Here is a 12,968-nt window from a genome sequence, read left to right on the forward strand (position 1 = left end):
CCGATTATTAATAAAATTAAAAACGAAAGGATGATGAAAACGTGTGGAATTTATTTAATTTTTTAAAACCTGCTGCACCTATCGAGAGATTACCAAAAGAAAAAATTGACCCAGCTTACAAAAAATATCGTTTACAAGTATTTATAAGTATATATATTGGTTATATGGGTTATTACTTTGTTAGAAGTAACTTTTCATTAGCTAAGATGTATCTCATTCAAGAGGGCTTTACAAAAACACAACTTGGTTTTGTTGCATCTGCGCTAGGAATGGCTTATGGTGTCAGTAAATTTGTTATGGGTAACGTATCAGATCGATCCAATGCGAGGTATTTTTTAGGTATTGGTTTAATTTTGTCTGGTATTACAAATTTATTTTTCCCAATTACCTCAAGTCTTACAATAATGTTTATGTTGATGCTTGTGAATGGTTGGGTTCAAGGTATGGGTTGGCCACCATGTGGAAGAATCATGACCCACTGGTTTTCTGATAAAGAACGTGGAGTTAAAATGTCTATTTGGAATACCGCACATAATGTTGGTGGTGGATTTATAGCTACCATTGCTCTTATTGGTGTTCATATGTTCGGAGGCTGGAAAGGAATTTTCTATTTGCCAGGTATTATTGCAATCGTAATTGGAACTTTGTATATGGTTTTTGCAAAAGATACACCTCAATCTGTAGGACTTCCTCCTATAGAAGAATATAAAAATGATTACCCTGCTGTAAAAGTAGAAAATAGAGAAAAAGAAATGACTGGAAAAGAAATACTATTTAAATATGTACTCAATAATAAATATATATGGTTTATTGCTCTTGCAAATGTGTTTGTATATTTAGTACGATATGGTGTCATTAATTGGGCTCCATTATACTTACAAGAAGTAAAGGGTTTTAATATTAAAGAATCAGCGCTTGCATTTTCTTTATTTGAATATGCCGCAATTCCTGGCACTATACTCATCGGATGGATCAGTGATAAAATATTCCATGGTCGTCGTGCACCAGTAGGCGTAGCTTGCATGGTAGGTGTTACGGTTGGTGTGTTCGTTTATTGGCAATCTTCAAGTATTTTAGCAATAAATATTACCTTAGCTTTAATAGGTGCCTTAATATATGGACCGGTTATGCTTATTGGAGTAAGTGCCTTAGATCTAGTTCCTAAAAAAGCCGCTGGAACTGCTGCTGGATTTACAGGACTCTTTGGATATCTTGGTGGGCAAGTTGCAGCTGAAATTGTACTAGGAATGATTGTAGATAAATACAACTGGGATGGGGGATTCATGCTTCTTATGATTTCTGCTGTACTTGCTATTGTATTTCTATCTCTTACTTGGAACGTACATGATAGGTCAAAACCAGAATCTGAAGATATTACGGCGGTTTAAAATTAATATTGCTTGGCTATAAACATTTGAGCAATAGCAAATAAAATTAAATCTTACATAAAAAAACTATTGATTTAATTTATTTCTTGTATTATGCAATTAAGACTGCATTTGATTAAACTGACATCAGTTAAATTAAATGCAGTCTTTTGTTATGTAATCTTGCATTAACAAAATGCGAATACCATACTCATGTCGAAATAGGCAATTTTCCATAAGGGTATGAAAGTAAAATTTATTTAATAAAAGACGAAAAGTTATTATCTCTATAGATAATAACTTTTCTTATAATAATGTGGAGGACTAAATGAGGAACAAATATCCTTAAGGATGTAGATATGTTCTTTATAATTATATTAACAGTCACTGCTATTTTATGCATAAAAATATCTAAAACTAAATATATTTAATTTAAAGTTTTTATGTTTTCACCATTCGGTTAATTTCAATACAAAATCTGAGTTCAGAACTTCTTTTTATATTGTAAATATAAGAATTAACACTATTTATATTGAGGCTCTTGTTTTTGAATATATTTCTGTCTTCCCTTTAAAATGTCCATTGCAGAATCAAGTTGCTCTGCGATTTGTGTAAAATCATTTTTTGCTTGTTGATCCTCTGTTTCTAGAGAAAAAGTCTTCATTGTAGCAGAAGCGCTTTGCATTCCTGCAATTGCTTGTTGCATTTGAGTTCCTACAGTCATAGTTTTCACCTCCCTTCAAATATGTATTTAACCTTTGGGTTTAAATAGTATAGCGCCAATAAATCCAAAAACTATCGCAGCAGAAATCCCCGAACTTCCTGTCTTGAAAATGCCAGTAAATATCCCTATAAATCCTGTTTTTTCAGCATCAATTAGAGCCCCTGTTACTAGAGTATTTCCAAAGCTGCTTATAGGTACAAATGCCCCTGCACCGGCAAGTTTTACTAAAGGATTATATAAACCTAGTCCTCCTAAAATTGCTCCAATTACAACTAGTGTACACGTAGTATGTGCAGGCGTAATCTTTAAAATATCCATTATAAGTTGGCCAATAACGCAAATTAGACCGCCTATTACAAATGCATAAATAAATTTTTCCATAAATAAACTCACACCTCTTTTTTACATTTCAATAGAAACTGCATGAGCAATGCAAGGTATGCTTTCCTTTTGTTGATAGGATATTGGAGACATTAGAGCACCAGTTGCAACTATTAATATTCTCTTTAATTCCCCTCTTCGCATACGGTTAAGAAAATGCCCATAAGTTACAGTAGCAGAACAGCCACAGCCACTACCTCCAGAAAAAACTGGTTGGTCCTTTTTATATATTAAAAGTCCACAGTCTGTAAATATATCTGATGGCATTTCTATACCATGGCTTTTTAATAAACTAATAGCGAGTTTATGCCCTACCTTGCCTAAATCACCAGTAGCAATAAGGTCATAATAGGAGGCATCAACATTTAAATCTCTAAAGTGTGCTTCAATTGTATCTACAGCCGCGGGTGCCATAGCTGCCCCCATGTTAAATGGATCTGAAATTCCCATATCTATTACTCTTCCTATTGTAGTCGAAGTAATCTTAGGTCCAAATCCTTCTTTGCCAAGCACCGCAGCTCCAGCCCCCGTTACTGTCCATTGAGCAGTAGGTGGTTTTTGTCCACCATACTCTGTAGGATATCTATATTGTTTTTCTGCAGCCGCATTATGGCTACTTGCAGATGCTATAACATATTTAGCTGACTTACTTTCTATCAATTGAGCGGCCATGGCTAACCCTTCCATGGAACTAGAACAAGCGCCAAAAACTCCTAAAAAAGGTATCCCTAATGTTCGCGCAGTAAAACTACTGGAAGTAATCTGATTCATCAAGTCTCCACTTATAAAAAAATTTATATCTTCTTTTTTTATACTTGATTTCTTTATCGCTCTTTCACAAGCATGTTCAAGAAGAACTCTTTCCGCCTTTTCATAACTATCCTGTCCAATCCATAAATCTTCATGAATTATATCAAAGTCATCAGCTAAGGCCCCATTACCTTCAAAAGGACCACCAACTGCCGCAGAACCTAATATTGTAGGTTTAGAATTGAAAATCCATGATTGATGTCCTTTAAGCATCTACATCACTCCCAACCATTTTATTGTGATTTTTATCGTAGCAACCACAAAAGCAGAAAAAACTCCATAAACAATGATTGCTCCAGCAAGCCTAAACATATTTCCAGCGACTCCAAGTACATATCCTTCGCTTCTATGCTCAATTGCAGCAGAAGCTATCGAATTAGCAAAACCTGTAATTGGAACAGCAGATCCAGCTCCAGCCCATTGGCCAATGCGGTCGTAAATCCCAAGTCCAGTAAGTAACGCTGAAACAAAGATTAAAACTACTGAAGTCGGACTAACTGCTGTTTTTTCACTAAAATTAAAGTAGGTGATAAAGAACACCTGTAAGCATTGACCAATGGTGCATATGATACCACCTACAAGGAATGCTTTAATACAATTTTTAAAAATAGGTCTTTTAGGTTCTATGCTTTTCACCACTTCACCATATTGCAGTTGAGTTGGCGTTAGTTTTTTCTTTTTCATATTAGACATTATTTCACCCTCTAACGTAATAAATATGGTTTTATTTTTTTCATAACCTTTTCTAGATTTTCAGCATTTTTTAAGTACATAGATTTTGCTTCTTCAGTTTCTGTTTCTAAAGCAAAGGACATAAGGTCCGCCTGACTTTTTTGAATACTGGCATATAGCATTTCTTTAATTTGTGATTTTGGGACTTGAATCAAATCATCAAAAAGATCCAGATATAAATCTCCAGAAGAATCTACTTGACCAATAAAAACATTCTCAATTGCTACTCCTTTGTTTTCTAACTCAGTCTTAAGCCACCCTTTACTCAATCCAATATTGGTAAGACCTTCATTTAACATATTCCCGTCTAAAATAACTGTTTGTGATTCAGCCTTAGACGCAACTTTTATTCCTAAATCATATGAAGTAACAGGCTTTTTATCAGCTTTTAAACTAACATTGATATCTCCTGTTGTTTCCATAACGGCAAATTCAACATCGGCTAAATCAAATGCTTTTTTTGAACGTAATTCTTGTAGAAACTCTTGCCCAGTCATCCTTTCTTTAGCTAGATTATCTTCCATAATTTTACCATTTTTAATTAATACCCTTTCTTTTCCATTTATTACATTGTAAATCCATTTACTTTTCATGGAGGAATAATCTAAGATAATAGGCATCAGTACCCAAACAGCTAGTGCAGTTAGTCCAAAATAAATATTCGTAATTATACCCAATGAAATTAAAGCAACTATAAGAGCAATAATTACATAAGAAATAAACTCAAAAGGCGTAACCTTAAATAAGTTTCTTTTTTTCATAAATCTTGTTAAAACCAGTGTTAAAAAATATAAAATTATCGTGTTGAATAATATTGTTAACCAATTACTCATCATTTCACCTCACTTAGTCACCTTTGTATTGAGGCTCCTGAAACTCTATAGAGCCTACTCTTTTTTCCAAATCTATTTTAATTTTACCTATCTCTTCAAATGCCTCAGTATAAATAGCCCTAGCTTCTTTATTTCGTTCTTGCAATGAATATAATCTTAAAGTAGCTTCAGAACCTTTTAAAGTGGCTAATGTTTGCTTTACCTTAGAGCCAACAGTCATATGGACCTCCTTAATGCTTATCGATTCTTTTTCTCACGCAGTATAACTAACATGCTTTTATTAAAGTTTTATCTTTTTTATTATTCATATATCTTCTCCTATCTTCAATATTTTACTCATTAAACTTTAAATAGTTATTTATTATTACTTAGTTTTATTGAATTGACTATCTTTATGTTATTATGGCCAAAGTTTTCTTTGAAAGATGAAAACAATTGGTATTTGAGATAGTAGAAGAGACAAGGTGGAAACAACATGATTTTAAAAATTTTAAAACACCATAACTGCAATAGTAGAAATTACAAGTGAAAAAGAAGTTAAAAATGAATTGAACAAGTATATTATGTCTCTAAAATATTCAAATAATATTATAGAAGATATTATATATATATATATAGATAATATTATTTTTAAAGCTATAATCTACAATAAATTATGTGAAGCGAATAGATTAAATATAAAATTCTTATTTAATGCGGCCAATAATACACTAGAAAATAGTCTAAATGATTATGAAATTTCAGATATGCTAAATAATCTATTGGACAATGCTTTTCAAGCTGTCATAAATAGTACTAAGGATAAGGTCTTTATATTAAATATATGTGAAGAAGAAAACTCTAATATTGTAGAAGTTAAAAATAGCGGAATAACAGTAAAGTTTGATAATATAGAACAAATATTTGAAAGAGGTCTTTCTACTAAAGAAGGGGTTAATAGAGTCTATGGACTTTACAATATAAAAGAAATAGCTGAAAGAAAAGGCAGTGATGTTCAGCTATTCTTTGAAGGTAATTATACTGTTTTTAAAATATTGTTCAAACAAATTATTAGGGGGGAGTAAGTTTTCAAAAAAAATCAAAGCAAGTAGCTGAGTTATGTAGAGTCATAGAAGTTAATTTTGTTACATATCTTCTATGGAAATAGCTCTGACTGGTGAACCATCAGCATTTTTATTTTTAAGTGGCATAATACTTAAGATAAAATACTCACTGCTGATGGAATCTAAATTCACTAGGTTCTCAATAATTATAATGTTCTTTGGCATTAATATTTTATGAACTGCAAATGTGGTTGAGTTTATATCATCAATTGAAATTGCATCAATACCAATACCCTTTAAATTAAATTTTGACAACCAATTGGCTGATTCTTCACTTAAAGAAGGAAAATCCTCAAAGTATTTTTTATCACCCCAGTATTTACTCCATCCTGTTTTTATTATAATGAACTCAACATTTTTTATCTTTTCCTCATAGGACCTTAGGCTATCAACATCTATTAGTTTCATGTTTTTATTTGAAAAATCAAGAATAGTAGCATTTCCAATAAAATGTTCTATATCTAAATCATTTAAATAAGGACCATCACTGAGCATATGTGCAGGTGCATCTATATGTGTGCCTGTATGTGAGTGCATAGTGATTTTAGCCTCTTGAAAACCATCCTTTTCCAAAGTATTTGACTTTTCAAAAATCGGTTTCTCAGTTCCTGGAAAAACTGGCATGTCGGAACAAATAATATGTGTTAGATCAGTGACTTTCATAATAGCCCTCCCATAATATCTATGTCGTTAAATCAGCTTCGAAGCTGTTAAACCCTTTTAACCACAGCTTTTCTAACAAGCAAATAAACAAAAACCATTGTTATTATAAATAAACATATGAATGTTAATACAGCCATATAAGAGTTTCTCGTGCTTATCCCAAGTATCTTATCAATAAAAATCATTTCCTTTTCTCCAAGGTTAGGATTATTGCATGAAGCTCTTCCATATATAGTAATAGGTATTAAAGAAACTAAAATTTTCATTATTTTATTACACTTATAATATATCATAGTTATTAATAATCCTATTGCAAACGCTACAATGTAACCAGCAAATAAAAATATAACTGTCCCAAATAGTGTTTGCATGCTATTGCTTTGTATCCATACTGTGCCTACACTATAAGACTCGTTATAGACCATATCATACATTGTTGGACTTACCATAAATATATTATACACTCTATTTATTATGACATCCAATATTGACATAGCGAGTCCTATTGATAAAATAGCTACTGCTGCAGCTTTAAAATAATCTACCCTAGTAATATTATTAGCTTGGGCAAAATGAAAATTTTCTTTAAAAAAGTTTAACCCTATCACAAATAAAAATACTACAGATGAAAATTCTAATCCTTTTGTATAACCACTTCCTCCATTTGAAAATTTGTTTGTCATTTCTATACATGTTAATGCACCTATGAAAATAGTGTAATAAATTATTATTGGTTTTAGGCTGCTTTTAATATTGTATTTAGCAAGTTTAAAGCTTGTCATTATTTTACCCTCCCGTCAGTAGTCAAATGAATAAATAGTTTCTGTAGTTCAACCTTTGAAACTTCTAAATCTAGTTTTTTCTGTTGCCTTTTTTCATCATCTGCATTTTTTCCTATTATAATAGCTGATTTAAAAGATGCTATTCCATCTACACTTACACAATTTTTATCTTCAATATAAGCATCTATATTTTTATTTAATCCAGAAACGCAGTAGCACCCTTTTAATAGTTCTTCTACACTTTCGTCCTTAATTAATTTCCCATCTTTAATAATAACTACCCGCTCTATTAGTTGTGCAACTTCTTCTATAATATGAGTAGATAATATAATAGTCTTAGGATTTTCTATATAACTTTCCATAAGTTCTTTATAAAACAGCTCTCTATGATTAGCATCTAATCCTAAAACTGGCTCATCGAATATTAATATTTCGGCACCTGATGCCATGGTATTTATAATTTTACATATGGAGGAATATCCAGTTGAAAGTTCCTTAATCCTTTTATTTATATTTAGTTCAAACTTTTTACAAAGCTCTAATGCATAAGACCTATCAAAGTTTGGATAAAATTCTTTAGTCCAATTAAATAGCTCTTTTACTTTCATAGACTGTGGATATAAGTTTTGCTCTGTCATAAAATGAATTTTCCCTAGACCATTTCCATCCGAGGGCGAGCTATTATTATCTATAGAAATAGTCCCCTCATTCAAGAAAATTCTTTTGTTTATAACGTTTAAAAGAGTTGTCTTACCTGCACCATTTCTTCCTAATAATCCATAAATTTTATTTTCTTCTAATGTTAATGTAATATTATCTAATGCAAAGGTATCCCCATATTTCTTACTTGCATTTAAAACCTTTATTGTGCCCATATTAAATCCCCCCATCAATCATTTTAATAATATCAGTACTTGAAATATCTAATTTTTTAGCTTCCTCTATTAAGACTAATATATAGCTTTCATAAAAATTTTCTTTTCTTTTTTTCATTAACTTTTCTTTACTTCCAGTTACAACAAACATACCAACGCCCCTTTTTTTATATATAATGCCTTCATCTACAAGTAGATTAAATCCTTTTGCTACTGTAGCTGGATTTATTTTATACTTAACAGATATTTCTGTTGTAGATGGAATTGCAGTTTCTTCCTCAAATACCCCCTTAAGAACATTGTTCTCAATAGCTTTAGCAATCTGCATATATATAGGTAGCTCATTATTAAAATCTAATTTCATATTATCACCTTCTTCACTTACTTGGTTAATTACTTATGTAACTAACTATATAACCAAATGACTCCATTGTCAATAGTAAATTGGTTTATTTTAGGTTGAAACTAATAAGCTCACTTAGAAGATCCCCGGGGATATTAATAAATTACGAATATAATTTGTTTTGCTAATAATACATAAAAGACACAACAATACAGTTTGTATTATTGTGTCTTTTATGTATTATTCATTTTCTAAATTCTTAAAAGTATCACTATTACAGCAAATACCACAACTACATCTAGTATCACCAAATTGTAGAGAATAAGCTTGTGAAAGTTCGATATTTGATTTAGCTACTCCTTTAGCGAAATCCTCATTACTTTGTGATACCATTGCTAGAGCATTGGCTTTTTCTTGAGTATTTATTATGGCACCAACAGGAACATATCTATTAGCAGGAATTCTTACCCCATCTGTAACAACAGCTGCCAAATCAATGTAACAGCTATCTTCCACAATAGAATTAAAAACAATAGCGTTAAATCCAACAAAAGTATTATTTCCAATAATACATGGACCATGAACTAAAGCTCCATGAGCAATACTAACTTCATTTCCTATATAAATAGAATATTCTTTTTTATTTACAGAGACTTTCATGTTTTTCAACCCATGTAATATTACTCCATCTTGAATATTAGTTTTAGTTCCAATATAAAATGGTGTTCCTTCATCCGCTCTAAGAGTTGTATTACATCCAATTAATACTTTTGCGTCGATTCTTACATCGCCTATAATGCTCGCGAAAGGGCCTATGAAAGCAGTTTTATCAATACTGGGATACATACTAATAGGATTAAAAGACGTAGGTGGATTACTACTAACAAAATATGAATATACATTAGTTGGGCCTACAGGATTATATCTAACAATTTTATATTTACTCATAATATTTCTCCTAAATATTTGATACTATATTATACGTATCCTTTAGAATAATTGTGATAAAGTATTTTATGATGTAATTAGATATATTTATTATAACCAAATAAAAAACACTAAGTTAAACTTAGTGTTTTTTTCTTACCTGGCGACAACCTACTCTTCCACAAGGTCACCCCTGCAGTACCATCGGCGCATTGAAGCTTAACCTTCGTGTTCGGTATGGGAACGGGTGTTACCTTCATGCCATAATCACCAGATTGAGAATATAAATATTCTCTGAAAATTGCACAGTGAATTAGTCTTTTCGCTCACGCTCAAAGCCTCGCTTCTTTCTTACGAAAGAAGTATATCGCATTATTTTTAATTATTTAGGTCAAGCCCTCGACTTATTAGTATTAGTCAGCTGAACATGTTACCATGCTTACACCTCTAACCTATCAACCTGGTGGTCTTCCAGGAGTCTTACTAACTTGTGTTAAAAACACGCATTATGGGAAATCTCATCTCAGGGTGGGCTTCACGCTTAGATGCTTTCAGCGTTTATCCCTTCCAAACATAGCTACCCAGCGATGCCACTGGCGTGACAACTGGTGCACCAGAGGTTTGTCCATCCCGGTCCTCTCGTACTAAGGACAGCTCCCTTCAAATTTCCTACGCCCGCGACGGATAGGGACCGAACTGTCTCACGACGTTCTGAACCCAGCTCGCGTGCCGCTTTAATGGGCGAACAGCCCAACCCTTGGGACCTACTTCAGCCCCAGGATGCGACGAGCCGACATCGAGGTGCCAAACCTCCCCGTCGATGTGGACTCTTGGGGGAGATCAGCCTGTTATCCCCGAGGTAGCTTTTATCCGTTGAGCGATGGCCCTCCCACGAGGTACCACCGGATCACTAAGCCCGACTTTCGTCCCTGCTCCACTTGTAAGTGTCGCAGTCAGGCTCCCTTCTGCCTTTGCACTCTTCGCGCGATTTCCAACCGCGCTGAGGGAACCTTTGGGCGCCTCCGTTACTTTTTTGGAGGCGACCGCCCCAGTCAAACTGCCCACCTAACAATGTCCTGTGACCAGATTCATGGCCTCCAGTTAGAACCTCAGTACTGTCAGGGTGGTATCCCAAGGATGACTCCACACAGGCTGACGCCCATGTTTCTCAGTCTCCCACCTATCCTGTACAGACAATACCGAAATTCAATGCTAAGCTACAGTAAAGCTCTACGGGGTCTTTCCGTCCAATCGCGGGTAGCAAGCATCTTCACTTGCACTACAATTTCGCCGGATGTGTTGTTGAGACAGTGCCCAAATCATTACGCCATTCGTGCGGGTCGGAACTTACCCGACAAGGAATTTCGCTACCTTAGGACCGTTATAGTTACGGCCGCCGTTTACTGGGGCTTAAGTTCATACCTTCGCTTGCGCTAAGTAATCCCCTTAACCTTCCAGCACCGGGCAGGCGTCAGCCCCTATACATCAGCTTTCGCTTTAGCAGAGACCTGTGTTTTTGCTAAACAGTTGCTTGGGCCTATTCTCTGCGACCTACTTACGTAGGCACCCCTTCTCCCGAAGTTACGGGGTCAATTTGCCGAGTTCCTTAACAACAATTCTTCCGATGGTCTTAGGATTCTCTCCTCACCTACCTGTGTCGGTTTGCGGTACGGGCACCAATATCCTCGATAGAGACTTTTCTTGGCAGCGTGGAATCAGATACTTCAGGAATAAATTCCCTTCCCCATCACATCTCAGCGTTAAGAGCAAACGGATTTGCCTGTCTGCTCCGCCTAAATGCTTAGACACACATCCAATAGTGTGCACATCTTATCCTCCTGCGTCATCCCATTTCTAATAACGTCCATTGGTGGTATCGGAATATCAACCGATTGTCCATCACCTACGCCTTTCGGCCTCGGCTTAGGTCCCGACTAACCCTGAGAGGACGAGCCTTCCTCAGGAAACCTTAGGTTTTCGACCGTTAAGATTCTCACTTAACTCTCGCTACTCATGCCAACATTCTCACTTCTGTACCGTCCACCACTCCTTACGGTATGACTTCAGCCAGTACAGAAAGCTCCTCTACCGCGTACACAATTGTGTACACCCATAGCTTCGGTGGTAAGTTTTAGCCCCGGACATCTTCGGCGCAGGATCTCTTGACTAGTGAGCTATTACGCACTCTTTAAATGAGTGGCTGCTTCTGAGCCAACATCCTAGTTGTCTTAGAAATCCCACATCCTTTTCCACTTAACTTACACTTTGGGACCTTAGCTGATGGTCTGGGCTGTTTCCCTTTTGACTACGGATCTTATCATTCGCAGTCTGACTGCCGAAATAAAAGTATATGGCATTCGGAGTTTGATAGGGTTCAGTAACTGTTGTCAGCCCCTAGCCCATTCAGTGCTCTACCTCCATTACTCAATTAATCGACGCTAGCCCTAAAGCTATTTCGAGGAGAACCAGCTATCTCCGAGTTCGATTGGAATTTCTCCGCTATCCACAGCTCATCCCATGGTTTTTCAACACCAACGTGGTTCGGACCTCCACGGAATTTTACTTCCGCTTCATCCTGGCCATGGATAGGTCACCCGGTTTCGGGTCTACGACATGCAACTATGCGCCCTATTCAGACTTGGTTTCCCTTCGGCTCCGTACCTTAAGTACTTAACCTTGCTACATATCGTAACTCGTTGGCTCGTTCTACAAAAAGCACGCCGTCACACATATAAAGTGCTTCGACCGGTTGTAGGCACACGGTTTCAGGTTCTATTTCACTCCCCTTCCGGGGTTCTTTTCACCTTTCCCTCACGGTACTTCTTCACTATCGGTCACTAGGTAGTATTTAGCCTTGGGAGGTGGTCCTCCCAGCTTCCCACAAGGTTTCACGTGTCTCGTGGTACTCTGGATTAGATCTGACTGTTTTTCCTTTTCATTTACAGGCCTATTACCTTCTGCGGAGCAGCTTTCCAGCTATCTTCAATTAAGGAATTGCAGTATTTATGATCTATCCTCAACCCCCAGGTCAAAGACCTGGGTTTGGGCTCTTTCCCTTTCGCTCGCCGCTACTTAGGAAATCGATGTTTCTTTCTCTTCCTCCGGGTACTTAGATGTTTCAGTTCCCCGGGTCTACCTCTGCATACCTATTTATTCAGTATGCAGTACATAGTTGTTACTATGTGGGTTCCCCCATTCGGAAATCTTTGGATCACAGGCTATTTGCGCCTACCCAAAGCTTATCGCAGCTTAACGCGTCCTTCTTCGGCTCCTAGTGCCAAGGCATTCGCCATGCGCCCTTTGTAGCTTGACCTTGATTCTGTCTATTTACATAGACGGTTATATTAATTTTGCGAAATTGTATTAAATCAATTTATAAACTACTTGCGTAGTTTTAATTTTTTTAAAACAACTTTTTTCACTGTGCA

13 protein-coding genes and 2 rRNA genes are annotated in these 12,968 nt (G+C 35.5%); 2 read left to right on the forward strand and 13 right to left on the reverse strand.

Going from position 1 to position 12,968, the window contains the following annotated elements; all coding sequences use genetic code 11:
- The first annotated feature begins 41 nt into the window (after nucleotides 1–41).
- Complete coding sequence (gene glpT / locus ACWJJ2_RS05510) at nucleotides 42–1,388, forward strand: glycerol-3-phosphate transporter (protein ID WP_216304554.1); 1,347 nt, start codon at nucleotides 42–44, stop codon at nucleotides 1,386–1,388.
- 502 nt (nucleotides 1,389–1,890) lie between these two features.
- On the opposite strand, the gene ACWJJ2_RS05515 is transcribed toward glpT, so the two are convergent.
- The 6 genes from ACWJJ2_RS05515 to ACWJJ2_RS05540 are packed head-to-tail and all read right to left on the reverse strand — an operon-like array spanning nucleotide 1,891 to nucleotide 5,067.
- Nucleotides 1,891–2,091, reverse strand: coding sequence for a DUF1657 domain-containing protein (locus tag ACWJJ2_RS05515; protein WP_165414803.1), 201 nt, complete (start codon nucleotides 2,089–2,091; stop codon nucleotides 1,891–1,893).
- A gap of 27 nt (nucleotides 2,092–2,118) precedes the next feature.
- Complete coding sequence (gene spoVAE / locus ACWJJ2_RS05520; protein WP_462953953.1) at nucleotides 2,119–2,472, reverse strand: stage V sporulation protein AE; 354 nt, start codon at nucleotides 2,470–2,472, stop codon at nucleotides 2,119–2,121.
- Nucleotides 2,473–2,493: 21 nt separating this feature from the next.
- On the reverse strand, nucleotides 2,494–3,495 hold the full coding sequence (spoVAD, locus tag ACWJJ2_RS05525) for a stage V sporulation protein AD (RefSeq protein ID WP_216304556.1): 1,002 nt from the start codon (nucleotides 3,493–3,495) through the stop codon (nucleotides 2,494–2,496).
- Entirely contained in the window at nucleotides 3,496–3,975 is a 480-nt protein-coding gene (gene spoVAC, locus ACWJJ2_RS05530; protein ID WP_216304557.1) for a stage V sporulation protein AC, read from the reverse strand.
- Between the two features lie 11 nt (nucleotides 3,976–3,986).
- Nucleotides 3,987–4,847, reverse strand: a complete 861-nt coding sequence (locus ACWJJ2_RS05535) for a DUF421 domain-containing protein (RefSeq protein WP_220287836.1) — start codon at nucleotides 4,845–4,847, stop codon at nucleotides 3,987–3,989.
- A 13-nt stretch (nucleotides 4,848–4,860) separates the two neighbouring features.
- Nucleotides 4,861–5,067, reverse strand: a complete 207-nt coding sequence (locus ACWJJ2_RS05540; RefSeq protein WP_216304559.1) for a DUF1657 domain-containing protein — start codon at nucleotides 5,065–5,067, stop codon at nucleotides 4,861–4,863.
- Nucleotides 5,068–5,395: 328 nt separating this feature from the next.
- On the opposite strand from ACWJJ2_RS05540, the gene ACWJJ2_RS05545 reads away from it, so the two are divergent.
- Nucleotides 5,396–5,911, forward strand: a complete 516-nt coding sequence (locus ACWJJ2_RS05545; protein ID WP_216304560.1) for a GHKL domain-containing protein — start codon at nucleotides 5,396–5,398, stop codon at nucleotides 5,909–5,911.
- Between the two features lie 60 nt (nucleotides 5,912–5,971).
- On the opposite strand, the gene ACWJJ2_RS05550 is transcribed toward ACWJJ2_RS05545, so the two are convergent.
- From ACWJJ2_RS05550 to ACWJJ2_RS05580, 7 genes are all read right to left on the reverse strand, one after another.
- The gene (locus ACWJJ2_RS05550; protein ID WP_216304561.1) at nucleotides 5,972–6,613 is read right to left on the reverse strand and encodes a cyclase family protein; all 642 of its coding nucleotides are present in this window, start codon (nucleotides 6,611–6,613) and stop codon (nucleotides 5,972–5,974) included.
- 47 nt (nucleotides 6,614–6,660) lie between these two features.
- A complete protein-coding gene (locus ACWJJ2_RS05555; protein ID WP_216304562.1) occupies nucleotides 6,661–7,395 on the reverse strand; it encodes a hypothetical protein in 735 nt (244 codons plus the stop codon).
- Nucleotides 7,395–8,270 carry an ATP-binding cassette domain-containing protein gene (locus tag ACWJJ2_RS05560; protein WP_216304563.1) on the reverse strand — a complete coding sequence of 292 codons (876 nt, stop codon included), beginning with the start codon at nucleotides 8,268–8,270 and terminating at the stop codon, nucleotides 7,395–7,397. The genes ACWJJ2_RS05555 and ACWJJ2_RS05560 overlap by 1 nt, the downstream gene beginning before the upstream one ends.
- 1 nt (nucleotide 8,271) lies before the next feature.
- Nucleotides 8,272–8,634 carry a GntR family transcriptional regulator gene (locus ACWJJ2_RS05565; RefSeq protein ID WP_216304564.1) on the reverse strand — a complete coding sequence of 121 codons (363 nt, stop codon included), beginning with the start codon at nucleotides 8,632–8,634 and terminating at the stop codon, nucleotides 8,272–8,274.
- A gap of 219 nt (nucleotides 8,635–8,853) precedes the next feature.
- Nucleotides 8,854–9,561, reverse strand: coding sequence for an LbetaH domain-containing protein (locus ACWJJ2_RS05570; protein WP_462953954.1), 708 nt, complete (start codon nucleotides 9,559–9,561; stop codon nucleotides 8,854–8,856).
- A gap of 137 nt (nucleotides 9,562–9,698) precedes the next feature.
- A 5S ribosomal RNA gene (gene rrf / locus ACWJJ2_RS05575) occupies nucleotides 9,699–9,815 on the reverse strand.
- Nucleotides 9,816–9,927: 112 nt separating this feature from the next.
- Nucleotides 9,928–12,853: ribosomal RNA gene (locus tag ACWJJ2_RS05580) — 23S ribosomal RNA — on the reverse strand.
- Nucleotides 12,854–12,968: the final 115 nt, after the last annotated feature.

The organism is Clostridium sp. CM039 (assembly GCF_055081075.1).